Origin of the sequence: Streptomyces sp. NPDC088354 (genome assembly GCF_044753585.1) — a bacterium.
Lineage (GTDB): Bacteria > Actinomycetota > Actinomycetes > Streptomycetales > Streptomycetaceae > Actinacidiphila.
The window spans coordinates 224,418-247,469 of record NZ_JBIVNJ010000001.1; the positions used below are offsets into that span (position 1 = coordinate 224,418).

Genomic DNA, 23,052 nt, shown 5'->3' on the forward strand with positions numbered 1-23,052 from the left:
GACGGCGTGGCGGGCCGGAGTGCTGGACCGCCGCTTTCTACGGTGCTGTACGACCTCACGGTGCGCCAGGTTCAACGCCCCGGCGGGTTTTGCCTCCCCATTGCCACACGCAGACCCATGATGTCCGCGACGGCGGTCAGCCAGCGCGCGGTGGTCTCGTCGGTGTCGATGTCGACGCCGGCACCGGAGACGTCCGCCGCGATGAGCCAGCGCTGTGCGAGGGCGGTCGCCCGCGGGCCCGGCAGCGGCTCGGCCAGCGCGGCCGCGGCCTGCGTACCGCCCGCGCGGACCAGCCCGGCCAGTGCGGCGACCGCGCGCGGGCGGACGTCCAGCCGGGCCAGCAGGACGGCCGCGCCGACGGCCCCGTCGCCGAAGAGCGCGGTGCGCTGCGGCCCCGGACCGCTCAGGCCGTGGCGGAGCAGCACCGGCAGGCCCTGTTCGGCACGGTCGGCCAGCTCGGCTTCGGTGAGGGGAGCGGGGGACGGGGCCATGGGTTACCTCACGGTGACGGTGTACGTGTAATAGCGGGGCACGGAATCGGTGGCGGTGTGCTGGGCGGTGACGCCCGGCGAGGGCGAGGCCGTGGGGCCCGCGCCCACGCATGTGCGGGCCGGGCAGTGCAGCAGCCGGACCTGCGTGCGGCCCGTGCCGACGGCCTCGAAGGCGAAGGTCTTCGCGCCGTCGTCCCCGTCCTCGGCGCCCGCGCGCAGCACCGCGCTGTCCGGGGCCGGGTCGACGCGGTACCACCACTCCCCCTGCCCGGGGTCGTAGGGCACGGAGATGCGGAACTCCTCGCCGGGCGCCGCCTCGATGGCGCGCGTGCCGGTGCCGTACTCCGCGGTGCCCGGCGAGCAGCCGGTCAGGCCGAGGAGCACGGCGGCCGTCGTGGCCGCGGCGGCCGGGAGCGATCTGGTGTTCATCGGCGGTCCTCGGGCGGGTTCACTCGGCGGGCAGGTGGACGGAATAGGCGTCGGGCATGCGGTTGTCGGCGGTCCGGTCCATGCGGCCGTCCACGAAGTCGTCCTCGCTGATCCAGGTGGTGTGGCCCCAGGGGTTGTAGACCTGGAGCATGTCGCCCTCCTGGCCGACGATCATCACGGCGTGACCGACGCGGTCGCCGTGCTCGTCCTTCCCCTCGATGTTGACCGGCACCGGCTTGCCCTCGGCGACGGAACGCTCGATGTCCGGCAGCACGTCGCGGCGGGCGTCGGCGCTGCGGACGTCCTGCTGGTGGTACTCGCTGCCGGTGTGCGGGCTGATCTCCTTGTCGGCGATCTCGGTCTGCCCCTCCAGGTCCATGCCGGTGCGCTCGCGGCCGAAGGGGAAGTCGTACGCGTAGCCGCCGTCGCCCTCCTCGTACAGCCGTGACTGCTCGTCGCGGAGCCGTTCGCGGAAGGCGCCGGTGTCCTCCTCCTGCCCGCTCGGGCCGCCGGTCAGCTCCAGGGCGTAGACCGGGTCGACCATCGCCCGGCCGGTGACCACCGACGAGGGCACGCAGGTGGGGCCCTCCTGGGACCAGCGCTCGCCGTTGAAGTCGGCCTGGTCGGAGTTGACGTTGGAGCCGTCGGGGTTGCGGCCCTCGTCGGCGAGGCTGTCGTCGCGCGTGACATACGGCGTCAGGTGCCGCTGCAGCCAGACCGGGTCCCTGCCGTGGATCTTGTCGCGGAAGGCCGCGACCTCGTCCACGTCGTATCCCGCGGCCATGGCCTTGGTGAGGTAGGCGCGTTCCTCCGGGGTGGAGGCGTCGGCGAGCATCCCCTCGAAGCGCGCACGGTCGGCCGGCGACATCCGGTCCATGCGCTGTCCGGCGCGGTCCAGGTCGGTCGCGGTGAGGATCTCGTTGTGCTCGCGGTCCCCACCGGCCACGCCCGTGTCGGCGAGGGCGAGGCGGTCGGCGGCGGACAGTTCGCCGGTGTCCATGCGGGCGGCGCGGGCCTCGGCGGCGTACTTGTCGAGCTCACGGGCGGCGGCGCGCGCGGCGTCGTCGGCGGTGACGGCGGCGGCGTGCAGGCGCTCGGCCCCGGCGCCGGCGACGGACTGGGCGCGGCGGCGCTCGGCCTCCTCCGCGTCCTTCTCGACCATGTCGTCGAAGAAGCCGTCCTCGTCGCCCAGGATCGTCAGCGCCTCGCGCAACTGCTCGCGCCCGTCGCGGTCCTCGGCCCGCGCGGACTCCACGGCCGTGGAGAGCGTCATCAGCGCGCCGCCCACCGCGCGGAAGGCGACGGCCATCTGCTCCGCGTCGCGGAAGGCGGCGGCCACGACGTCCGCGGCGCGCGCGCCGGTGTCGCCCACCCACACCTCCGGCAGTCCTGACCGGGCCACGGACTCCACCTCGTCGTGGACCTTCTCCGCCTGGTCGGCCTGCTTGCGGTAGGTGGTGCCCAGGGTCTCCAGGATGTCGGGGTCGCCCACCGGGGCCGACACCTCCAGGGCCTTCCTGATCGCCCCGATGAGGCTGTTCTTGCTGTCGGCGCCGGCGATGTCGTCCCGTGCGGCGCTCAGGCGCTCGCGGCGGTCGGTGGTGGATTCCCCCGTGTCGGGCATGGCTGATGGGTCCCCGTGGTGTCGTACGGCGGTGGGCAGGTGGCGGTGGATGCCGGCGCCGCGGCTATCCGAAGACCGAGTGCGGGCCCGCGGGTTCCGCCGGGACGGTTGTGGTCGCCGCGCGCCGGATCCCGTTCCCGGCCTCGTGCTCGGCGGTCCCGTAGGCACGGGCGGACAGGCGTACCCTGCCCGCGAGTTCGTGCAGTGCCTCCTCCAGCAGCCGGGCCTCGGCCTGCCAGGCGGCGGCGAACCGGTCGTACGCCGGGCCGGAGTCGGAGCCGCCGAGCGCGTCGGCGGTCCGGCACGGCTGCCGGGCGAGGATCTCTCCGATGCCGCCGGTGTCGTCCCCGGCGCGGTCGAGGCGGCCCGCCTGGTCGCCCATGCCGCCGCGCTGGACCTCGTACCCACCCGAGCCGCTCATGCGCATCCCCCGAATCACGCGTACTGGCCGGTCACTTGACCGCCGGCGACTATAGCAATACCCCTCCTTTACCCGGCCCGGCCCGGCCCGGCCCGGCGTCAGCGGTCGCCGGTGGTCGTCGGATGCGCCCCCGCGCCCGGCGGTTGATCTCGAAGGTGACGCCCCCTGCGGGGTCCGGCTCAGCTCCGCGGTCCACGCGACCGGTCCGCGGAAAGGGCCGAGGCGGGCGCCGACGGCGTCCTCGTACCCGGCGCGACCGATCCCGGGGAGCCGCGGCGACGGCCGCGCAGATCCCGGTCCCCGTCAACGTCCCCGTCGTGCCCGGCCTTTCCCTTGCCGAGCTCGGCTCCGGGCATCCGCCGCGTCAGCACCGGCTCCCTGCCGTACCGCTCCGCCCTCGACGCCGCGGTCGGCACGGGCGCCGGCTCCTGCGGTACGAGGAATCCGCCCGCTGACCGCGGTTCCTGGGCCGGACGGGTGAAGCCGGGTCCCGGAACGCAACCGGCGCTTCCCCGGCGGCAGTCCTGCAGGGCAAGTCCGGTCGATTCCGTCCGAGATCCGAGGGGAAACACCATGAGCCTTCTCGATGCTCCGCTGCGGTCGCACGACATCACCCCTGCCCTCTCCGCCGTCGACGCCCGCTGGGTCGACCTCCACGCCGCCCTCATCGCTGCGGGCGTCCCTCCGCTCCCCGGCGACAGCACCGCCGTCCGTGTTCTCGCCCGGAGTCTCGACGACGCCACGGTCAGCGCCGTCGTCGCCTGGATCGACAGCGCCGCCGCCCGCTGACGCGGCGCGGCGGCTCAGGCCGTCCGGCCCGCTCTGTGACGAGGGCGTTACCGGAACTGTGGCCTCCACCACGGTCGGTACGGCGCCGCCCTGATGGGGTGGGCGGATGCGCACCCTTCCCCTCACCGTGTCTGCCGTGCTGGCGGGCGTCCTGGTCCTCACGGCCTGCGGAACGCGGTCGGCCGGTATCCCCGGCGGCGGCGTCCCGCGGGCGGCCGGGCCGTCGTGCCGGCCCGCACCGGCGACCGCCGGTGCCACCGGTGCCACCGGGGAGGACGGGACGGAAGGCGTCGGCATCGTGGGCTCGGACGTGGCGTCGCCGTCCTGCGGTCCGGCGCTCCAGGTCACCAACCACGGGTCGGAACCCTTCACCTACACCGTCACCCTCTCCTTCTCGACCGCCTCCGGAGCGGCGATGGACAGTACCGAGCAGACCGTCGCGGCGGTCGCTCCCGGCCGCACCGTCAGGCGGCCGGTGGACCTCGCCGCCGGCGGCGTACGGAGTGCGGACCTCCCCCTGTACGTCAAGGTCCTCCAGGTCCGCAGCGTCCCGACGGACGAGGCGCCCGCGCCGGCCGGATCCTGCCCGTCCTCCGGCGTGCGCGTCACCGCCGACCGGGGCGACGCCGCCATGGGACTGCGGGTCGTGGGGCTGCACCTGGAGAACTGCTCGCAGGCCCCCCACCGCGTCGAGGGCTACCCGCGACTGCAGCTCCTCGACGCGGCCCACCGGCCCGTCACCGGCATCAGGATCCTCCACGGCAGTGAGACCCGCTCCGTGACCACCGGCTTCGACGACCCGCCCCGCCCTGTGACCCTCCAGCCCGGCGAGACCGCCTCCGCCGGGCTGATCTGGCGCAACACCGTCACCTTCGGCGACCCCGTCAACGCTCCCTACGTCCGGGTCTTCGCCGAGCCCGGCGCGAGCCCCGTGATGGTGACGCCGGAACTCGACCTCGGCACGACCGGGAAGCTCGGCGTGAGCGCGTGGCAGAAGTCCGCGATCGACGCGTGGCGTTGAGCGCGGGGTCGCGCTGTCACGGGGTGTAGAGCGACTGCAGTCTGACGACGCGGCCCTGCGCGTCGAAGCTGAGGTCGTAGCCGAGCCCCTCCCGGAAGGACGGCGACCGGGCCGTCAGCCGCTTGACGAACTCGGCCGCCGAGTAGGAGGCGGGAACGGAGTCGTCCCCCAGGGGGACCGACAGCAGGACGCGGCCGTCCGGGGCCAGAGGGACGGTGACGTAGGGCCCTCGGCTCGGAATGATCCCCATGGCCTCGGTCGGCTCGGTGGAGATCGCCTTACGGGCGGACCGCACGGACAGGTAGGTCCGCCCGCCGGTGGTCCATGCGTTCTGCATCTGCACGAACTGCTTGGTGCCGGCCCAGCGCGCCGCGTCGGCCGGGGGGACGGACGCCACTACGGAGGGCGGCGCGTCGGCCGGCGGGGCGGAGGCGACCACGGAGGGCGGTGCGGACGCCGGGGGGACGGACGCCACCGGGGAGACCGGTTCCGACGCCTGCGGGACCCCCGGGGTCGACGCCACGGCGGAGGGCGCGGCCGGCGCGGAGGTGCCTGACGGGTCGCCGGCGACGCCCTGCCTGTCGGCGGCACCGGAGCCGGAGCCTGCACCGGAACAGGCGCTGAGCGCAAGGCAGGTGAGGGCGGCCAGGGTGCCGGCCCAGGCGGCGCTCCGGCGGTGTGAGGTGAACATCGTGCGGTGTCCCATCGGTTCGGTGATCGGGATACGTACACGGCCTCTACGCACGGGCCCGCCGCGGCGGTTACACCCCGGAGGTCACGACGTCGTAAAGCCGCCCCGGCGGGCCGTCACTCCTCCGCCTCGCGCAGCGACACGACCCGGCCCTCGGTGTCGTAGTCGATCGCGAACGTCCACCGCGGGCCGCCGGCCAGCCGGCGGACCAGTTCGGACAGGCGCAGGTCCGAACGGTGACCGCCGGAGAGCAGGCGCGCCTCGACCAGGGTCGCGCCGGGCAGCGTGAGGGTGTGGACGACCCCGGTGGGCGTCGTGCCGCCCGGGCCCGCCCGGAGCTGCTCGACCGTGACGCGCACCGAGTCGCCCTGGGCCACCGCGTCGTAGACGCGGCCCAGTTCGGCGGCGTACTCCTCGTCCGGGGCGGGCGAGGGAGTGGTGAAGGGCGGGGGAGCCGGCGCCGGGGTGACGGCGGCGGGCCGGGGCCCGGGGACGGACCCGGCCAGCGTCACGCCGCCCGCGACCAGTGCGCACGCGAGCAGGGCGACGCCGCCCGCCGCGGCCGTCCGCCTGCGGCGCAGCCGCCGCTCACCGCGCGCCCGCACCTGGTGCGCGGCGAGCGGCACGGCGAGGCCCTGCCCCGACTCGGCCAGCCCGGCGAGGCGTCTGCCCAGTTCGGTCTCGTCAGCCACGTTTCCCCTCCGGCAACCGGTCGGCCCGGGGATCCAGGTCCGTGTGTTCCAGCAGGCGCGCGAGGGCCGCCCGCCCCCGGCTCAGATGCACCTTGACGGTACCGACCGGCGTCCCGGTCTCGGCCGCCACCTGCTCCACCGACAGATCGCACAGGTGGTGCAGCACCACCGCCCGCCGCTGCGCCTCGGGAATCCGCCGCAGCGCCTCGACCAGCACCACGTGGTGCGGCTCGGGCGGCGGCACCGCGGCCGGGGGACCCTGCCGGCGGGCGAGGGCCAGCGCGCTTCTCATCCGCCGCCACCGGCTGACGGCCAGCCGCCACGCCACGGTCCGCACCCACGCCTCGGGCGCGCCGTCCAGGTCCAGCTCGGCCCGCCGCTCCCACGCACGGGCGAAGGCCTCCTGCACGACGTCCTGCGCCTCCGCGAGGTCGCCCGTCATCGCGTACAACTGGCCGATGAGACGGCCCACGCTCGCGCTGTAGAAGGCGTCGAAGTCGGCCTCCTCCGTACCGCGTCCCGGCAGGTTCTCGGGCAGTCGCATGCCTCTTTCCCGGTCCCATGCCGCGGCCCGCGCCCCCGCATGATCGACGATGCGGCGCCCATGGTGCCGACCGGGCCCGCACGGCTTCAAGCGGCCCAGGGTACGGCGAAGGCCCCGACCGCTTCACGGCCGGGGCCCTCGGCACGCGGTCGGCGCCGGTCAGCACGGGGTGGGTGGGTCGGCACGGGGTCGGTCCCGCGCGGGATCAGTTCGCGGCGGGCTGCCCGCCGATCTCGCAGGCCTGGCAGGGCGGCCGGCCGCAGGTGCACTGGGTGATCGCCGCCAGCACCCCGTGGTCGTGGTACAGGCACTCGTCCCGGCACGTGTGGCGGGGGATGAAGCCCGCCTCGATCTCGCCGGGCCACGGCTCGTGCCCCTCACGGCAGCGGGCGAACCGCTCCGGGTCGGTGGCGTGCAGCTCCCGCATGGCGGAGCGGGCGTCCTCCTCCAGCTCCCGTACCCGCGTCACGAGCGCCTTGAGCTCGGCGGCGATGCCGGCGTAGTGGTCGGCCCCGGTCCGTACGTGGGCGGCCCGCAGCGCCATGGCGGCGTTGCCGAGGAACCGGCCGGCGTCCTGGAGGTCGGTCACGTGGTGCAGCTGAATGCCCGTCACACCCCGTACCCACACGGCGTCCATCGTCACGTCTCTCCGCCCTTCCAGTGCTCTCCGGCGTTTCTCCGGCGTTCTCCGGTGTTCTGCACGCCGTTGCCGCCGCATTTCTCGGGAAAGGCGGCCGGACACCGACGCTAAATCCGCCGGTGGTGGGCGTCCAGGAGAAGGGCAGTGAATCGCCTCACAAGGTGCGCGGCATCGGCGCGCTGTGCCCGGCGCGAGGGGCGGCGGAATGTACGGGGCCGGTCACCCGGAGCCACGGCGCCCGGTCGTGAACAGGGCCGAAAGTCCCGGGAAATGGGGACTCCGGTCGTTCCCACAATCCCCCTGAGTCACCTTGACAACGGTGTTGCCGTGGCGTCTCCTGGAATGAGGGATCGTTCCCCGGCGGGCGCCGCGGAAATGGGCGCGGACGCCGAGGTCGGCCGAAGTGCGCCGTTTCACGGAGGCAACTGCATGGCGACCTATGAATACTTCTGCGACCACTGCGGTTCCTTCGAGGTCAAGCTTGCGATCGGCACCGCTCCCGGCGGTCACGGCTGCCCCGCGTGCGCGGGCCCGGCGCGGCGGGTCTTCTCCGCCCCCTCGCTCGCCATGACGCCGCCGTCGGCCGCCTCCCTCAGGGAGCGGGAGGAGCGCTCCCGCGAGGCCCCGGACGTCGTGTCCGCCGTGCCGTCCCGCCTGCGCCGCCGGCCCGAGCCGGCCCCGCATCCCGCGCTCTCGCGGCTGCCCCGGCCCTGACCGGGCGAAGTCCCGTCCTTCCGCGTACCCAGGAGGTGCGTCCCCGTGGCCAACGTGGGACTGCTCTTCGTCGGTGCGGTCCTGTTCATGAACGGCCTGCTGCTGTTGGGAAAAGCCGACCCCAGGTCCGCGGCGGTGTTCAACCTCTTCATCGGCGCACTGCAGGTCCTCACCCCGACCTACCTCATCTTCACGTCCGGCAATGACCCGGACAAGATTCTCTCGGCGTCCGGCATCTATCTGTTCGGATTCACCTACCTCTACGTGGGCATCGTCCTGCTCGCCGGCATGGACAACATCTGCGTCGGCTATTACTCGCTGTTCGTCGCGGTGGTGGCCCTGGGGTATTCGTTCGCCAACTTCCACCTCCTGAAGGACTACCCCTTCGGCGTGATCTGGCTGTACTGGTCGTTCCTGTGGGGCCTGTTCTTCCTGCTGTTCGGTCTCCGGCGGACGGAACTCACGGTTTACGTGGGCTGGGTCACGGCCATCGAGGGCTGGGTCACCGGAGTGATTCCCGCGGCGCTGCTGCTGTCCGGCTACTGGAAGCACACCACGGAGATCGCCATCGCCCTGGGCGCGTTCGCCGTCGTGGTGTTCGGCGTGCTGTGGCCGCTGACCCGGAAATCGCGGCAGGCGGCCCGGATCGCCGGAGAGGCGACCTGACCCGACCCACCCCGACCCACCCCCACCCGGACCCCAACGGATCCGAAGAAAGACGAGGAGAGGCTGTCATGCCCGACGTAGTTTTCAGCATCGACCAGACCAAGTCGATGCGGGAGCAGGCCACGCCAGGACACAACAGGTGGCATCCCGACGTCCCGAACGTCGCCATGGTGAAACCCGGGTCCGAGTTCCGGATGGAGTGCCGTGACTGGACCGACTGCCAGATCGGCAACAACGACTCCGCCAACGACGTCCGCGACATCGACCTGACCGTTCCGCACATGCTCAGCGGCCCGATCGGCGTCGAGGGCGCGGAACCCGGCGACCTGCTCGTCGTCGACATCCTCGACCTCGGCCCCGTCCCCCAGCAGACCGGGGACGCGGCCGGCCAGGGCTGGGGCTACACCGGCATCTTCGCCAAGGCCAACGGCGGCGGTTTCCTGACCGACTACTTCCCCGACGCGTACAAGGCCGTGTGGGACTTCCACGGCCAGCAGGCGGTCTCCCGGCACCTTCCCGGCATCCGCTTCACCGGCATCACCCACCCCGGGCTCTTCGGCACCGCGCCCTCCGCCGAACTGCTCGCCCGGTGGAACGCCCGCGAGCAGTCGCTGATCGACACCGACCCGCAGCGCGTCCCGCCGCTCGCCAACCCCCCGGACGCCGCCAACGCCCTCGCCGGCACGGCCACCGGCAGCCTCGCCGCGCGCATCGCGGCGGAGGGCGCCCGCACGGTCCCGGCCCGCGAGAACGGCGGCAACCACGACATCAAGAACTTCACGCGCGGCTCGCGGGTCTTCTATCCCGTGCACGTGAAGGACGCCAAGCTCTCCGGCGGCGACCTGCACTTCAGCCAGGGCGACGGGGAGATCACCTTCTGCGGTGCCATCGAGATGGGCGGCTTCATCGACTTCCACGTCGACCTGATCAAGGGCGGCATGGAGACGTACGGCATCTCCACCAACCCCGTCTTCATGCCCGGCAACGTCGAACCGCGCTACTCGGACTTCCTGTCCTTCGTCGGGATCTCCGTCGACCAGGACACCGACACCAACTACTACCTCGACGCGACGATGGCCTACCGCCGCGCCTGCCTCAACGCCGTCGAGTACCTCAAGCGCTTCGGCTACAGCGGTGAGCAGGCCTACCTCCTGCTCGGCTCCGCCCCCATCGAGGGCCGCATCAGCGGCATCGTCGACATCCCCAACGCCTGCTGCTCCCTCTACCTGCCGACCGCGATGTTCGACTTCGACGTCCGCCCGTCCGGCGCCGGCCCCCTGCGCGCCGACCGCGGCCGGGCCGCCCTCACCAGCACCTGACCCCACTCCTGTTCCCACCGCCGCCGTGCGTGGGCCGTCGGTGTTAACAGAGCGCGCGTCCGCCGGTGCCTGCCGCCGGATCGGCCGTACCGGGCCGAGGATTCGCCGTGGCCGAGACGTACGGACGGCTCCGACGGCAGTGAGGGGAACAACCGATGGACAGCGCAGGACTCCCGCGGCGCAGGGCGCTGCTCGCCGGCGGCCTCGTGGTGGCCGCCGGCGCCCTCTCGGCGTGCTCGTCGAAGACCGTTGTGCCGAGCGCGATGACGTCCGCGCCGGGGCAGTCGAGGCCGCGCACGCCGTCCGAGGCCTTCGACCGGCTGATGGACGGCAACGAGCGCTGGGTGAACGGGAACCTCCAGCACCCCGACCGGGACCCCGACCGCCGGGAGTTCGTCGCCATGAAGCAGGAGCCCTTCGGGGCGGTCCTGTCCTGCATCGACTCCCGCGTCCCGCCCGAGCTGCTCTTCGACACCGGCCTCGGCGACCTGTACGTGATGCGCACCGGCGGGCAGGCGCTCGGCCCCGTCGTCACCGGTTCCGTCGAGTACGGGCCGATGACCGGCGGCACCCCTCTGGTCGTCGTCCTCGGCCACCAGCGGTGCGGTGCCATCGAGGCGGCGTACAAGGCGATGCACGGGGGCACGGCGCTGCCCGGCAACCTGGAGGCGATCTCCCGGGCCCTGCGCCCGGCCTACGAACAGGCGGTCGAGAAGGGCGGCTCCGACCCCGTCGAGACGATGACCCGCGCACAGATCAAGATCACGGCCGATCAACTGCGGGGCAACCGGGACCTCGCCCCCTTGGTGAAGAAGGGCGGCCTCGCCGTGGTCGGCGCCTACTACTCGCTCGACACCGGGAAGGTGCAGGTGCTCACCGGCGCACCTGCCTGACCCGGCGCCCCATCCATGGACAGGGCCGCCGTTCCGGGGCAGACTGCGCCCGTGCGATCCCGGACCGAAGGCATGTGGTGGGGAACCGCGATCGAGGCCCCGGACCCCGGCGCCTTGGCGAGGTTCTACTCGGAGCTGCTCGGCTGGCCCATCGGGCACGAGGAACCGGGCACGGCCGTCGTCGTCGCGCCCGGGGGCCCCGTCTACCTGGTGTTCCAGCAGGCGGACGACTACCGGCCCCCGGTCTGGCCGCCCGCCGAGGGGCAGCAGCGTCCGATGATGCACTTCGACTTCCAGGTCGGCGACCTCGACTCCGCCGTCGCCGACGCGATCGCCCTCGGCGCCTCGCCGGCCGGTCATCAGCCCCAGGAGAACGTCCGCGTCCTCCTCGATCCGGCCGGCCACCCGTTCTGCCTGTGCAAGGAGGCGGACGAGGCCGGCGGCGTCGTGCAGGACGGCTCCTGAGGGCGCCCGGGTCACCTGCCGGGGCGCGGGAACGCCGTCTCCAGGGCCTTGGTGACCATGGCGAGCGTGCCGTCCGCCGGGCCGCGCACGCAGACGGAGATCCGCAGCTCGAAGGGCTTGCCTGAAGGAGCCGTCCGGCCGTGGCCCCAGCCGGTGGTCCCCACGCTGCCCAGCAGCGTGCGGCAGCCCTTCCCGGCGGCGGTGGTGCCGCTCATCGCGAGCGGCACAGCGTCGCTCGCCTTGCCCGTCACATCGCTGCGGAACGAGATCAGGACGCCGCCCTGGTGCAGTGACGCCAAGGGCCGGCAGGTGGTGAGCAGTTCGTCGGGGGAGCCGGTGCACAGGGTGTGGGCCGGGGCGTTCAGCGGCTGCGAGGAGACGTAGCCGACCACACTGCCCTGCGGGTCGGTGACCTCCAGGGCGTGCCAGCCGAGCGGCACCTGCAGCGTCAGTCCACCGAGTCCGGGCAGGCGAAGGGTCGTGAGGCCGGCGTCGACGGTCGCCGAGGCCGTTGGTGTGGCTGTGCCCGTGTCCGCATGGGAGGACGGCGCGGCGGGTGTCACGCCCCGGTCCGTTCCGGCCCGAGACGACCGCGGCCCCGGTACGACGACGGCCACGGCCACGGCGGCGGCGAGCGAGACGGCCGTACCGATCGCCACCCGGCGCCGCCGTCCGCGCCGCCGGACCCGCAGCGCGATCCGGACCAGCCGGTCGGCGGGCGTGGACGGTCGCGGCACGGCGTCCCTCAGGAGGAGCCGTACGGCCCGCTCCGCCTCGCTCCACCGCCCGTCGGCCGTGGTGCGCATGTGCCTCACTCCCCTTCGCCGGCCGGGACGTCGCCGCGCGTTCCGTACGCGGCGGCAGGCTCAGTGCCCACGCTCGCCTCAACCGGGCGGAGCCCCCTTTCGGTTGCCCGGCGGCGCGCGGTTCCTCCGGCACGTCCATGCCCGCGGCCACTGTGATGTGCGCCACATCGCGAACGGGGGATACGCCCTGCCCGGCGGTCCACCGGGTTCAGGAGAGCGACGGGTGGACCTCCCCGTTCGAGCGTCTCCGAACGAAGTGATGGAACGACATGGCTCTCATTCTCAGGACCCGCGGCGTATGGCCGACGGTGGCCGCGGCCGCCGTGCTGGGGCTGTCCGGGTGCTCCCAGGGCGGCGACTCGGCCGCCTCCTCCGACGGAGCGGCGCCGTCCTCGGCAGCCGCGCCGTCCGCCGCGTCCACGGCCGCGTCCGGCGGCCAGTTGGAGATTCCCGCGAACGCGGACGAGGAGACCAGGCGGGCGTACATCATGGAGAACGCCACCGCCGCCTGCATGCGGGCGAAGGGATTCACCTACACCCCGCACGTGACGGACTACGGGGCCGACGGCATCAACGCGGTCGACGGCCAGGACTACGCACGGGCGAAGACCTTCCGGGAGAAGTACGGCTTCGGCATCTACGCCGGTGCCGTCTACCGGGACGACCCGAACGTGTGGGGCAGTGCGGCGTACACCGCCAAGCAGGAGACAGGCCCGGACGACGCCTATCTGAACGCACTCACCCCGACGCAACGCAAGGCCTACGACCAGGCGATGGGCGGCGCGCGCGTGGCGGGCGGCAAGAAGGAGATGGGCCCGGGGTGCTCCAAGGACGCGTACACCAAGGCCTACGGGCCGGAGAAGTCGCAGGCCGAGATCGACCGGCAGACCGCCGCGGACCAGGAGCAGGACCGCGAGGCGCACCAGGCGCTCGACGGCGACCCGAAGCTGGTGTCCCTGGCGCAGGAGTTCGCGTCCTGTCTGCGCGGTGAGGGCATCCCGGTCACGACGACGCAGCCCACCTCCATCGGGGACATGGTGAAGTTCCAGGTGAGCGCGCAGATGCCGATGGACGGCGTGCTGAGCCTGGACAAGAGCACCGCCCTGACGAAACTCACCCGTGAGATCGGCCTCGCCAAGAAGGACCTGGCCTGCGGCAAGGACTTCCGGGCCGCGTACTTCCCCGCCCTCGCCGAGCACCCCCTGTCCGGGGTCACCGGATGAGCCCGCTGCGCGGACGCGGGGGCCCGGCGAACCGCGGCAGGTCGGTGGGGCTGATCGTCGGGGTGGTGACGCTCGTGGGCGCGGGCGGCTGGTTCGCGGGTTCGCAGATGCAGTCGCCCGCCGACGCGGCCGCCGCACACCAGGCGCCGAAAGCCGGTCCGGTCACCGTCGCCGTGGTGCGCCAGAAGCTGACCGCCCGTGTGGTGACGCAGGGCAGCGTGGAGTTCGGCGCTCCGCACGCGGTGTCGCTCTCCGGGCCGGTCGGTTCCCCCGACGACTCCGGGGACGGACAGGCCACGGCCCAACTGGTCACCAAACTGCCGACGGAGGGCGCCACGCTGCGCGAGGGCAGTGTGCTGATGCAGGTCAGCGGTCGTCCGGTGTTCGTGCTGCGCGGGCCGGTGCCGATGTACCGCACCCTGGGACCGGGCATGTCGGGCGACGACGTCCGCCAGTTGCAGAGCGCCCTGCGCCGGCTCGGCCACGACCCGGGAGCCGTCAGCGGCAACTACCGGCAGGGCACGGCGACCGCGGTCGACCACTGGTACGAGAGCGCGGGTTACACGCCCCGCAAGCCCAGCGCCGCCGACGCGTCGCAACTCGGCGACCTTCAGGCGGCGGTGTCGCAGGCGCAACTGGCCCTGCTTTCGGCGCGGAACGGCGGCGCGACGGCCGGGGGCGGCGATGACGGGGGCGGCGCCACCGGGACGGCCTCCGGCGCCGGTTCCGGCTCCGGGTCCGGGTCCGACGACGCGGCCCACGCCCTGGAACTGCGGTCCGCACAGCAGCAGCTGAACCGGGCGAACGCGGCGCTCAGCGCCTTCGACGCCGGTTACGGCACCAAGGTCCCGGCGGGCGAGGTCGTCTTCCTGCCGGACCTGCCGGTGCGGGTCGACAAGGTCAAGGCGCGTCTCGGGGCCGCCCCGGACGGCGAGGTCGCCACCGTGACCAGCGCCGACGTGGTGGTGCAGGCGGTCGTACCGGGAACGGACGGGGCCGTGCTGCGCGAGGGCATGGTGGCACGGATCGAGACCGGCGACGGCACGCACGTGAACGGCGTCGTCTCGCAGCTCGGCGGTTCCGGCGTACCGGCGGACGGGAGCAAGGACGAGGCCGGCGAGGGCGGTGAAGCCGATGGCGGCGACGGGGGATCGGGCGCCCCGGACGTCCCCGCCGACTCCTCCGCCCCGGTCCCGGTGGTGATCTCGATCCCCGATCCCGGACCGCTGAGGAACCAGTCGGGCCTCTCGGCCAAGGTGACCGTCGACGTGGGCGCCTCCAAGGGGGCGGTGCTCGTCGTGCCCGTGGTCGCGGTCCGGACGTCCGCCGACGGGCAGGCCCGGGTCGCGGTGGCGCGCGCCGGCAAGGTCGTGGACGTGCGCGTCACCGTGGGGCTCTCCGCCGCCGGGCTGGTCGCGGTGACCCCTGAGGACGCCGGCTCGCTCGCCGAGGGCGACCACGTGGTGGTCGGCACGTGAGGGGCCGGCCCGTACCGGCCGCCGCCCGGGAGGACGTGCCGGACGCACTCGACGCACCGGACGCACTCGACGCACCGGACGCACTCGACGCACCGGACGCGGACACCGTGATCCGGCTGGACTCGCTCAGCCGGGTCTTCGACTCCGAACCGCCCGTGCACGCCCTGCGCGAGGTGGACCTGACGGTCCGCCGCGGTGAGCACCTGTCGATCGTCGGCCCCTCCGGGTCCGGAAAGTCCACGCTGCTCAACACCCTGGGCCTGCTGGACCGTCCGACGTCGGGGAACTACTGGCTCGACGGCGTGCTCACCGGCGCCCTGGGCGACCGGGAGCGGACCGCGCTGCGCGGCAGCCGCATCGGGTTCGTCTTCCAGTCCTTCCACCTGCTGCCCTACCGGACGGTGGACGAGAACGTCATGCTCGCCGAGACCTACCGGGCCGCCCGGCCGGGCCGCGAGCGCCGCACCCGGGCCGACCGCGCCCGGCAGGCCCTGGCGCGGGTCGGTCTCGGGCACCGCTTCGGCTTCCTGCCCGGGCGGCTGTCCGGCGGCGAACAGCAACGGGTGGCCATCGCCCGCGCCCTGATGGGCGAGCCCGCCCTGCTGCTGTGCGACGAGCCGACGGGCAACCTCGACAGCGAGAACACCGAGTCGGTGCTGGAGCTCTTCGGTGAACTCCAGGCACAGGGCATGACGTTGCTCGTGATCACGCACGACGAGTCCGTGAGCCGGCGGGCCGGCCGGCGGGTGCGGATCCGTGACGGCCGGCTGAGTCAGGAGAGCGCATGACGACCGGCCGCGGCGGGCATCGCCGCGGGCGCCGGGAACGGCCCGAGCGCCCCTTCATCGACCCGCGGGACCTGTGGTCGGAGTCGCTGGCCGGCGTCCTCGCCCGCCCGGTCCGCTCCGCCCTCACCACACTGGGCACGGTGCTCGGCATCGGCACGCTGGTGATCACGGTCGGCGTGGCGTCGACGGCCGCGAACCAGATCGTCGGCCGCTTCGACGCCCTCACCGCCACCTCGGTGAGCGTCGTCGTGCCCGCCCCGGAGCCGGGCTCGACCGACCCCGCGCTGGTCGGGTGGTCCGGCGTCGACGCGGTGGAACGCCTCGCCGGAGTGGAGTCGGCCGCCGCGCTGTCGGACTCCCAGGACACCGCGAACGTCCAGGTACGGGCGAACGACGTGGTCGCACCCGGTGAACTGAGCGGGCAGACCCTCGCCGTGGTCGCCGCCGGCCCGTCGCTGCCCGCGGCGGTCCGCGGCACGATGGCCGCCGGCCGGTTCTACGACGCCGGGGACATCGCCCGGCACGAGCGGGTGGCGGTCCTCGGCGACCAGGCGGCCCGGCTCCTGGGCGTCGACGACGTCCGGGAGGCTCCGGCCGTCTTCTTCGAGGGGCAGTCGTTCACCGTGATCGGCGTCCTCGGCGGCTTCCGGCGCGAGCAGCGGCTGTCCGCCTCGGTGATCCTTCCGCCCACCACGGCGGCCGACCGTATCGGTCTCGAGGACGTGACCCGAGTCCTGGTCAACACCTCGCTCGGCGCCGCACAGCAGGTCGCCCGGCAGGCACCGGTCGCCCTCTCGCCCGGCCACCAGGACGCCCTGACCGTGGTCGCCCCGCCGGATCTGTCCAAGGCCCGCAAGGGAGTCCAGGGCGACGTCAACGGACTGTTCCTGGTACTCGGGCTGGTGTCCCTGATCGTCGGCGCCATCGGCATCGCCAACGTCACCCTCGTCACGGTGATGGAGCGGGTCGGCGAGATCGGCCTGCGCCGCGCCCTCGGCGCCTCCCGGCGGCAGGTGGCCGGGCAGTTCCTGGCGGAGTCGACCACCATCGGGCTCCTCGGCGGTGTCGTCGGCGCGGCCCTGGGCGTGGTCGTCGTGGTCGGCGTGGCGGGTGTGAAGCACTGGACGCCCGTGCTGGACCTCCGCCTGGCCCTCGGCGCCCCGGTCGCCGGGGCCCTCGTCGGGCTCCTCGCGGGCCTCTACCCCTCGCTCCGGGCAGCCGGGATGGAACCCGTGGACGCCCTGCGCGCGCCGTCCTGAGCGGTTTCCCCGGCCGTCGCCGAGGTCATCCGGTGGTGCCGGAGGCGCCCCGCTCCTCGGCGGCGGCGCGGCGGAACTCCGCGTTGATCCGCTGGGCTTCCTCGAGTTGGTCCTCGAGGATGATGATGCGGCAGGCGGCCTCGACCGGCATGCCCTGGTCGACGAGCTCGCGGGCGCGGGCGGCGATGCGCAGCTGGTAGCGGGAGTACCGGCGGTGTCCGCCCTCCGAGCGGAGCGGGGTGATGAGGCGGGCCTCGCCGATGGAACGGAGAAAACCCGGGGTGGTGCCGAGCATCTCGGCGGCCCGTCCCATGGTGTACGCGGGGTAGTCGTCGTCGTCGAGACGATCACTGAGCGGAGTGTCCTCGGTCATTCTCACCTCGTTGTGCGACGCGTCGTGAGGCCCCGGTGCCTCACGGCGCCGGGGCCCCGGAGGAAATTCAACACCATTTTCCGGTCCCCGAGCGGTGGCGACCTTCCGCTCGAACGGACCCCTGACACGGCGAGGGCCCGACCGGCATGCGCCGGTCGGGCCCTGTGCTCAGCTCGTCGGTCACACCGGCGAGGGGAGGCCGAGCAGCGCCGACGCCTCCTCGATCGGGCTGAGGGCGGGTGCGGCCGAGGCCTCCGGGGCGGCGGCCCGGCAGGTGAAACCGAGACGCGTCATGGCCCGGGTGACCTCCGCGGCCGTGAAGTCGCGGCGGTCCTGCCGGGTGATGACCTCGCCGACCTGCTTCACGGGGTACTGGCGGCGGCCGATGATCACGGACTCACCCGTGATCGGTTCGGGCTTGACGCCCTTCATCGACGCCAGCACTCCGTTCTTGGTCAGGTCGAACGCGAAACGGGCGATGACGCAGCGCATGGTGCCTCACAGGTGGGGAGGGAACGTGACCGGGACCGGGCGGCAGGGCGGTTGCCTAGGCTGCTGCCGCGTCGAAGGTGGACCGCCGGGTCGAGCGGCGCACCGGCCGGCCGGTCCCGCGGTTCTCGGTGGCGCCGTGGTTCTCCGTGCCGCGGCCGCGCCGGCCGCGGGGGCCGGGGACGCCGCGCCCCGGGCGCTCGGCCACCGGTGCGGTGATGACGACCGGGACGCCGGACGGGGTCCGCGCGCCGGTGATCCGGCTCAGTTCGGCCTCGCCGGAGCGGACCTGGGTGGTCAGGGGGCGGATTCCCGCGTGCACCATGAGACGGTCCATGTCGCGGCGCTGGTCGGGCGTGACCAGGGTGACGACCAGGCCGGACTCCCCGGCGCGGGCGGTGCGGCCGCCGCGGTGCAGGTAGTCCTTGTGGTCGGTCGGCGGGTCCACGTTGACCACCAGGTCGAGGTTGTCGACGTGGATGCCGCGTGCCGCGACGTTGGTCGCCACCAGCACCGTGACGTGCCCGGTCTTGAACTGCGCCAGCGTCCGGGTGCGTTGGGGCTGCGACTTGCCGCCGTGCAGCGCGGCCGCCCGTACACCGCTGTTCAGCAGGTGCGTGGTGAGCCGGTCGACGGCGCGCTTGGTGTCCAGGAACATGATCACGCGGCCCTCGCGCGCCGCGATCTCCGTCGTCGCCCGGTGCTTGTCCGCGCTGTGCACATGGAGCACGTGGTGCTCCATCGTGGTGACCGCGCCCGCGGACGGGTCGACGGAGTGCACCACCGGGTCGGACAGGTAGCGGCGGACCAGCAGGTCCACGTTGCGGTCCAGGGTGGCCGAGAACAGCATCCGCTGCCCGTCCGGACGCACCTGGTCCAGCAGCTCGGTGACCTGCGGCATGAAGCCCATGTCGGCCATCTGGTCGGCCTCGTCGAGGACGGTGATGCCGACCTGGTCCAGGCGGCAGTCGCCGCGTGCGATGAGGTCCTTCAGCCGGCCCGGCGTCGCGACGACGACCTCGGCGCCGCCTCGCAGCGCACCGGCCTGGCGGCCGATCGACATGCCGCCGACCACGGTGGTGAGCCGCAGCTGCACCGAGCGGGCGTAGGGGGTGAGTGCGTCGGTGACCTGCTGCGCCAGCTCCCGGGTCGGCACCAGCACCAGGGCCAGCGGCTGCCGGGGCTCGGCCCGGCGGCCGGCCGTACGCGCCAGCAGCGCCAGGCCGAAGGCGAGGGTCTTGCCGGATCCGGTGCGTCCGCGGCCGAGCACGTCGCGGCCCGCGAGCGAGTTCGGCAGCGTCGCCCCCTGGATCGGGAACGGCACGGTCACGCCCTCGCTGACCAGTGCGGCCAGCAACTGCTTCGGCATGTCGAGATCGGCGAACGCCTCGACGGCCGGGAGCGCCGGGGTGGTTGTCACCGGCAGGGCGAACTCGCCCTGCGGCGCGGTCGGTCGGCGCCGCTGACCGCCCGAACGGCTCGGCGCGCCGGAGCGGTTGGAGCTGTAGGTCTTGCCGCCCGAGCGGCTGCCGCCGGTGCCGCCGGAACCGCCGGAGCGGGTGCGGGTGTAACGGTCGTTCGTACGTGTGCGGTTCATGAAGAACCTTCCTCGAGGCGGCACGCATCAAGGAATTTCTGTGGCAATGAACAGCACAGAGAATCGCAAGAACGGGCCGGAAAAGAAGCGAAATCGGATCCGACCCGGCGGGGGACGCTCACGGGTCGAGGCGCCGAAAGGGTCGGCGCGATCCTGGTGGGAGAATGCGGGGCGGGCAGTGTGCGGTACGTCCCGTTGGCCGTCGCTGCGCGATGCCGAGGGAAACATCCGTCATGGGGCGGGTTCACCGGCCCGCCGGAATGCCGCTGCCCCGATGGTTGTCGCGGCGCGACGCGGGGGTCACGCCCGGAAGGGCAACACGCCGGGGCCCGCACCCCTTGGTGCGGGCCCCAGCGGCGAACTGCGCGTGCGGTGATCAGGCGGGAACGATGTTCTCGGCCGTCGGGCCCTTCTGGCCCTGCGCGATGTCGAAGCTCACCTTCTGGCCTTCCAGCAGCTCGCGGAAGCCCTGGGCGGCGATGTTCGAGTAGTGGGCGAACACGTCAGGCCCGCCGCCGTCCTGCTCGATGAAGCCGAAACCCTTTTCCGCGTTGAACCACTTCACGGTGCCAGTCGTCATGTGTCAAATCTCCTTCGGGCAGTGCCCGGAATCCGCACTGTGCGGACTCCGCGTCGCTGTGATGATGACCCCGCCCGGGAAATGACCGGAAATGCGCAGTGCTTCCATCGGCATGGCGGCCGGTGAAGGCACTGGAAGTTCTTGGGTATCACAACTGCAACTGCTTCGACAGTAGCACGGAGCGATCGACCGTGCGCGGTGGATAATTACGCTCCGCCTGTTGTGCCAGAAAGCCTCACCGCGCGTCGCGTGAATTTCTCTCTTCGTCACAACAGATATTGACCCGCCCGGACACGGTTTTCCGCCCCGCCCCCCGGGTCCCCGCCCGCCCCGCCACGCCCCCGCGACACGCTCGGAGCACACCCCGCGGGTGCCGTCGGCAGGCGGACGAGTTCGCGCACCGCGGAGGCCGCCCGCGGGTGCCGGCGAGGCCGTTCCAGCAGGTCAGCGCGGGGGGCGGGGTGCCGTACGGCTGCCTGTCCATCATTCGGGCGCATGTTCGAGCCTATGCGCCGGGCATCCCACCACGCATACTGGCTGCAATGACGAAAAGATCCGCGCCCCCGCGCCACTTGCCCACGAGCCCCTTCAAGGCGCCCGCCGAACCGGTCCTCAAGCAGTTCACCGTGGGGGACCGTGTCTCCCACGACCAGCACGGCCTCGGAAAAGTCATGGCCGAGGAGGCCGCGGGCGGGGCACTGCTCGTCGACTTCGGTTCCCAGCTGACCCGCATCGTCAGCCCCTACTACGGCATGCACAAGCTCTGACCGCGCGACCTCTCACCGGTGGCCTCGACTACCGTCGGGCCACCCCTTCGCGTGCCAGGCCGGAGCGCCCCTGACGCTTCGGCATGCCCTTCTCCGGCCGGCGCCCGGCCGTGCCGCGGCGGCGGTCGCGGTGCTGTCCGGGATCGTACGAACCCCTGGCCGGGCACTCGCGCAGCGCCCCTCGCGCACCGTCCCGCCCGAGGCGCGGAGCATCGCGGGACGTCATCGGAGCGGGTGGCGGCGCGCACGCCGGAAGGACCGTACGCCGAAGAAGACGATGTCGGCCACCAGCACCACGATGCCGACGAACAAGAGGTAGGACAGGCTTCCGGCCGTCACGCCGATGATTCCGAGGACGACGGCCAGAAGAACCAGGAACAAGAAGATCGCCATGCGGCGTGCGTCCCCTCTGCTGTGGGCATGCGCGTCAGCGGCGCGCCAGCTGCCGTTCGCCGTTGGCGCCCGGCCGGTAGGCCAGGTCGTAGTGCTTGAAGATCGCTTCCTCCTGCTCGACGGGCAGGACGTCGTCCGTGCCGATGGCAGGGGCCTTCTTCACCAGCGCCTTGGCGTGTGCGACCTTGACGTAGCCCGGCCCCAGGATCGCCTCGTCGAGAGGGACGAAGAGCAGCCGTTGCCGGCTCAGCAGCCCGGTGCGGACGGTGGCCATGGCCGGTTCGTCGGTGGAGGTGTCCACGTAGATCGCTTCCAGCGAGCCGATCTTGTGCCCTTTCGGGTCGACGACATCGTGGTCGCGCCATTCGCGCACGTCAGTGGAATGGATCATGCCCTGCTCCCTGTGGGCGCTTCGGCGGTGCCGCAACGGCCCCGGCGTGTACACACCGGGGCCGCCCTTCCGGGTCGGTCGCACGTGAGAGTGCCCCGACCTGTCTTCATGGTAGGCCAGGCAGACATTCCAGACATAGGGGATGTTCTCCTCAGTGGTCTCACGGCGGTGCGGTCCCCTCGGGTCGAGGCGGCAGGTCGCCGGGTGGGGCGCCTGAGCACCCCACCCGTTGCCCCACCGGTCAGCGGAAGGTCCGTGCGGTCGCCCGGGTCTCTCGCGGCGGCCCGGGCCGCCCGCCACGCACGGACGCCCGTCCGCGGTGTCGCCGGCCGACGCCGGGCAGGGTGTCGCCGAATCGGTGGCCGGCGATGCGTTCCGCGTGCTGGACGTTCAGCAGGTGGATGAGCCACATGCCGACGCCGGTCATGACGAGGATCACGGCGACGAGGACGACGGTCTCCATCGGCTCACCTCCCCGACCCCGCGGGCAGGGGACCGGCCGACGGCCCGAAGGGGGACATGCACGCCCCGCCCTCGGTCTCCCAGTCGTCCTCCCCGCCGCGGACGTCCCGCGTGCTGCCCGTGGCGGCCTCGGCCGCCATCAGCGCGCCGGCGGTCAGGACGCTCCCCGGAAGCGCGGCGGCGGTCATCAGCCGGGCTGCCGCGGCCGGTGGTGTCTCGGGTGGGATCACCAGAAGGTCCCACCGGCCCATCGACCGGGACAGCAGGATCACCTTGTCCGGATCCTGCTCGCTGAACCAGCCCACGTGCACGGTGTGCCCGGTGACGGGCACCTTGCGCGGGATGAGAGGCCAACGGGCGGGGTTCACCGTGATGTTGGTGATCCGCCCCCAGGCACTGTCCAGCGTGGCGCACAGCGCGGGGAGTTCGACGGCGAGGTCACGGGACCGGGGCCACCAGGCCCCGTCCAGCTGTCCCGGGAGCGCGGTGTGCGGAGTGAGGGACAGGCGGGCGGAGAGGCCCGCTGCGACGTGGTGAGGGGTGCGTTCGACGAGCATGGTCATGACGCGGACCCGTCCCCGGGCTGCCTCGCAGCAGCCCGGCGGTGTTGATCGCCAGAAACGACACCCGCGTGGAAGCCGGTGTGCGAAATGCTCCCGGTGCTTTCAGCGTACTCCTGCCCCATGGGCCGAAAAGCATGTGCGGACAGGGCCCGGCGCCGCCTACGCGGCGGTGGCGCCGGCTTCACGGTCGCGCCGCGTCCCCGTCAGGAACCCTCGACGAAGCGGACCGACCAGGCGTAGCCGCTCAGGCCGTCGTGCGGGACCCGCCGGACCTCTCTGACCTGGCAACCGTCGTGGGCGTACTTGCGGGCGAACCGGTCGAGGCGCTGCGCCTCGGTGAGATCCTCCATGGACAGCGGTGCTCCGACGACGAGGTCTTCGTGGAGGACCTCCCCCTGCCCGGCACCGTTCGAGCAGGAGGAGCAGTTATGCGTTTTGGGTAGGGACATGAGATCAGTGTCCTCCTCGCGCGCCGCCCCCGGCG

Annotated in this window: 30 protein-coding genes; 12 read left to right on the forward strand and 18 right to left on the reverse strand. The window is 73.0% G+C overall.

Features of this window, described 5'->3' with window-relative positions; genetic code table 11:
- Positions 1 to 71 precede the first annotated feature (71 nt).
- The 4 genes from ACIP98_RS01035 to ACIP98_RS01050 form a co-directional block, all read right to left on the reverse strand.
- The gene (locus ACIP98_RS01035; RefSeq protein ID WP_401973073.1) at positions 72 to 491 is read right to left on the reverse strand and encodes a hypothetical protein; all 420 of its coding nucleotides are present in this window, start codon (positions 489 to 491) and stop codon (positions 72 to 74) included.
- Between the two features lie 3 nt (positions 492 to 494).
- Positions 495 to 920: a hypothetical protein gene (locus ACIP98_RS01040; protein WP_401973074.1), complete on the reverse strand. Its 426-nt coding sequence runs from the start codon at positions 918 to 920 to the stop codon at positions 495 to 497.
- A gap of 19 nt (positions 921 to 939) precedes the next feature.
- On the reverse strand, positions 940 to 2,544 hold the full coding sequence (locus ACIP98_RS01045) for a peptidoglycan-binding protein (RefSeq protein ID WP_401973075.1): 1,605 nt from the start codon (positions 2,542 to 2,544) through the stop codon (positions 940 to 942).
- A gap of 64 nt (positions 2,545 to 2,608) precedes the next feature.
- The gene (locus ACIP98_RS01050; RefSeq protein WP_401973076.1) at positions 2,609 to 2,965 is read right to left on the reverse strand and encodes a WXG100 family type VII secretion target; all 357 of its coding nucleotides are present in this window, start codon (positions 2,963 to 2,965) and stop codon (positions 2,609 to 2,611) included.
- Between the two features lie 573 nt (positions 2,966 to 3,538).
- On the opposite strand from ACIP98_RS01050, the gene ACIP98_RS01055 reads away from it, so the two are divergent.
- Both ACIP98_RS01055 and ACIP98_RS01060 read left to right on the forward strand, forming a co-directional pair.
- Positions 3,539 to 3,754 carry a hypothetical protein gene (locus ACIP98_RS01055; protein WP_401973077.1) on the forward strand — a complete coding sequence of 72 codons (216 nt, stop codon included), beginning with the start codon at positions 3,539 to 3,541 and terminating at the stop codon, positions 3,752 to 3,754.
- A gap of 106 nt (positions 3,755 to 3,860) precedes the next feature.
- Complete coding sequence (locus ACIP98_RS01060; protein WP_319660187.1) at positions 3,861 to 4,775, forward strand: DUF4232 domain-containing protein; 915 nt, start codon at positions 3,861 to 3,863, stop codon at positions 4,773 to 4,775.
- A gap of 16 nt (positions 4,776 to 4,791) precedes the next feature.
- Here the strand turns inward: ACIP98_RS01060 and ACIP98_RS01065 are convergent, their stop codons facing one another.
- The 4 genes from ACIP98_RS01065 to ACIP98_RS01080 all read right to left on the reverse strand — a co-directional run bounded on the left by ACIP98_RS01065 (position 4,792) and on the right by ACIP98_RS01080 (position 7,339).
- Complete coding sequence (locus ACIP98_RS01065; RefSeq protein WP_401973078.1) at positions 4,792 to 5,466, reverse strand: hypothetical protein; 675 nt, start codon at positions 5,464 to 5,466, stop codon at positions 4,792 to 4,794.
- Between the two features lie 116 nt (positions 5,467 to 5,582).
- Positions 5,583 to 6,158, reverse strand: a complete 576-nt coding sequence (locus tag ACIP98_RS01070) for a hypothetical protein (protein WP_401973079.1) — start codon at positions 6,156 to 6,158, stop codon at positions 5,583 to 5,585.
- Positions 6,151 to 6,702, reverse strand: a complete 552-nt coding sequence (locus ACIP98_RS01075; RefSeq protein ID WP_401973080.1) for a SigE family RNA polymerase sigma factor — start codon at positions 6,700 to 6,702, stop codon at positions 6,151 to 6,153. Before ACIP98_RS01075 ends, ACIP98_RS01070 begins: the two co-directional genes overlap by 8 nt.
- A 205-nt stretch (positions 6,703 to 6,907) precedes the next feature.
- Complete coding sequence (locus ACIP98_RS01080) at positions 6,908 to 7,339, reverse strand: hypothetical protein (protein ID WP_319660392.1); 432 nt, start codon at positions 7,337 to 7,339, stop codon at positions 6,908 to 6,910.
- A 432-nt stretch (positions 7,340 to 7,771) separates the two neighbouring features.
- Here ACIP98_RS01080 and ACIP98_RS01085 point away from each other — a divergent pair, with 432 nt between their 5' ends.
- The 5 genes from ACIP98_RS01085 (at position 7,772) to ACIP98_RS01105 (ending at position 11,399) form a co-directional block, all read left to right on the forward strand.
- Positions 7,772 to 8,056: a zinc ribbon domain-containing protein gene (locus tag ACIP98_RS01085; protein WP_319660192.1), complete on the forward strand. Its 285-nt coding sequence runs from the start codon at positions 7,772 to 7,774 to the stop codon at positions 8,054 to 8,056.
- 45 nt (positions 8,057 to 8,101) lie between these two features.
- Positions 8,102 to 8,722, forward strand: coding sequence for an AmiS/UreI family transporter (locus ACIP98_RS01090; protein WP_319660193.1), 621 nt, complete (start codon positions 8,102 to 8,104; stop codon positions 8,720 to 8,722).
- A 68-nt stretch (positions 8,723 to 8,790) separates the two neighbouring features.
- Positions 8,791 to 10,041: a formamidase gene (fmdA, locus tag ACIP98_RS01095; protein ID WP_319660194.1), complete on the forward strand. Its 1,251-nt coding sequence runs from the start codon at positions 8,791 to 8,793 to the stop codon at positions 10,039 to 10,041.
- A gap of 155 nt (positions 10,042 to 10,196) precedes the next feature.
- The gene (locus ACIP98_RS01100; RefSeq protein WP_319660195.1) at positions 10,197 to 10,934 is read left to right on the forward strand and encodes a carbonic anhydrase; all 738 of its coding nucleotides are present in this window, start codon (positions 10,197 to 10,199) and stop codon (positions 10,932 to 10,934) included.
- 51 nt (positions 10,935 to 10,985) lie between these two features.
- Complete coding sequence (locus ACIP98_RS01105) at positions 10,986 to 11,399, forward strand: VOC family protein (RefSeq protein WP_401973081.1); 414 nt, start codon at positions 10,986 to 10,988, stop codon at positions 11,397 to 11,399.
- 11 nt (positions 11,400 to 11,410) lie between these two features.
- Here ACIP98_RS01105 and ACIP98_RS01110 read toward each other — a convergent pair whose 3' ends face one another.
- Complete coding sequence (locus ACIP98_RS01110; protein ID WP_401973082.1) at positions 11,411 to 12,205, reverse strand: hypothetical protein; 795 nt, start codon at positions 12,203 to 12,205, stop codon at positions 11,411 to 11,413.
- 269 nt (positions 12,206 to 12,474) lie between these two features.
- On the opposite strand from ACIP98_RS01110, the gene ACIP98_RS01115 reads away from it, so the two are divergent.
- From ACIP98_RS01115 to ACIP98_RS01130, 4 genes are read left to right on the forward strand one after another with little or no spacing between them, the layout of a single operon-like run.
- A complete protein-coding gene (locus tag ACIP98_RS01115; RefSeq protein WP_319660198.1) occupies positions 12,475 to 13,428 on the forward strand; it encodes a hypothetical protein in 954 nt (317 codons plus the stop codon).
- On the forward strand, positions 13,425 to 14,906 hold the full coding sequence (locus tag ACIP98_RS01120) for a peptidoglycan-binding protein (RefSeq protein WP_401973083.1): 1,482 nt from the start codon (positions 13,425 to 13,427) through the stop codon (positions 14,904 to 14,906). The genes ACIP98_RS01115 and ACIP98_RS01120 overlap by 4 nt, the downstream gene beginning before the upstream one ends.
- Positions 14,903 to 15,694 carry an ABC transporter ATP-binding protein gene (locus ACIP98_RS01125; protein ID WP_401973084.1) on the forward strand — a complete coding sequence of 264 codons (792 nt, stop codon included), beginning with the start codon at positions 14,903 to 14,905 and terminating at the stop codon, positions 15,692 to 15,694. The genes ACIP98_RS01120 and ACIP98_RS01125 overlap by 4 nt, the downstream gene beginning before the upstream one ends.
- Entirely contained in the window at positions 15,691 to 16,953 is a 1,263-nt protein-coding gene (locus tag ACIP98_RS01130; protein ID WP_401973085.1) for an ABC transporter permease, read from the forward strand. The genes ACIP98_RS01125 and ACIP98_RS01130 overlap by 4 nt, the downstream gene beginning before the upstream one ends.
- Positions 16,954 to 16,978: 25 nt before the next feature.
- On the opposite strand, the gene ACIP98_RS01135 is transcribed toward ACIP98_RS01130, so the two are convergent.
- The 4 genes from ACIP98_RS01135 to ACIP98_RS01150 form a co-directional block, all read right to left on the reverse strand.
- Positions 16,979 to 17,326: a MerR family transcriptional regulator gene (locus ACIP98_RS01135; RefSeq protein ID WP_319660202.1), complete on the reverse strand. Its 348-nt coding sequence runs from the start codon at positions 17,324 to 17,326 to the stop codon at positions 16,979 to 16,981.
- 180 nt (positions 17,327 to 17,506) lie between these two features.
- Complete coding sequence (locus tag ACIP98_RS01140) at positions 17,507 to 17,818, reverse strand: SCO5918 family protein (RefSeq protein WP_319660203.1); 312 nt, start codon at positions 17,816 to 17,818, stop codon at positions 17,507 to 17,509.
- A 55-nt stretch (positions 17,819 to 17,873) separates the two neighbouring features.
- Positions 17,874 to 19,412: a DEAD/DEAH box helicase gene (locus ACIP98_RS01145; protein WP_319660204.1), complete on the reverse strand. Its 1,539-nt coding sequence runs from the start codon at positions 19,410 to 19,412 to the stop codon at positions 17,874 to 17,876.
- A 376-nt stretch (positions 19,413 to 19,788) separates the two neighbouring features.
- Positions 19,789 to 19,992, reverse strand: coding sequence for a cold-shock protein (locus tag ACIP98_RS01150; protein WP_272118185.1), 204 nt, complete (start codon positions 19,990 to 19,992; stop codon positions 19,789 to 19,791).
- Between the two features lie 542 nt (positions 19,993 to 20,534).
- Between ACIP98_RS01150 and ACIP98_RS01155 the strand changes: the two genes are divergently transcribed.
- Positions 20,535 to 20,759, forward strand: coding sequence for a hypothetical protein (locus ACIP98_RS01155; protein WP_401973086.1), 225 nt, complete (start codon positions 20,535 to 20,537; stop codon positions 20,757 to 20,759).
- A 222-nt stretch (positions 20,760 to 20,981) separates the two neighbouring features.
- Here ACIP98_RS01155 and ACIP98_RS01160 read toward each other — a convergent pair whose 3' ends face one another.
- The 5 genes from ACIP98_RS01160 to ACIP98_RS01180 form a co-directional block, all read right to left on the reverse strand.
- The gene (locus ACIP98_RS01160) at positions 20,982 to 21,152 is read right to left on the reverse strand and encodes a hypothetical protein (protein WP_319660206.1); all 171 of its coding nucleotides are present in this window, start codon (positions 21,150 to 21,152) and stop codon (positions 20,982 to 20,984) included.
- A 34-nt stretch (positions 21,153 to 21,186) separates the two neighbouring features.
- A complete protein-coding gene (locus tag ACIP98_RS01165) occupies positions 21,187 to 21,543 on the reverse strand; it encodes a PRC-barrel domain-containing protein (RefSeq protein WP_401973087.1) in 357 nt (118 codons plus the stop codon).
- 241 nt (positions 21,544 to 21,784) lie between these two features.
- On the reverse strand, positions 21,785 to 22,006 hold the full coding sequence (locus ACIP98_RS01170; protein ID WP_319660208.1) for a hypothetical protein: 222 nt from the start codon (positions 22,004 to 22,006) through the stop codon (positions 21,785 to 21,787).
- A 4-nt stretch (positions 22,007 to 22,010) separates the two neighbouring features.
- Positions 22,011 to 22,568, reverse strand: coding sequence for a DUF5994 family protein (locus ACIP98_RS01175; protein ID WP_401973088.1), 558 nt, complete (start codon positions 22,566 to 22,568; stop codon positions 22,011 to 22,013).
- Positions 22,569 to 22,771: 203 nt separating this feature from the next.
- A complete protein-coding gene (locus ACIP98_RS01180) occupies positions 22,772 to 23,017 on the reverse strand; it encodes a hypothetical protein (RefSeq protein ID WP_319660210.1) in 246 nt (81 codons plus the stop codon).
- Between the last annotated feature and the right edge of the window lie 35 nt (positions 23,018 to 23,052).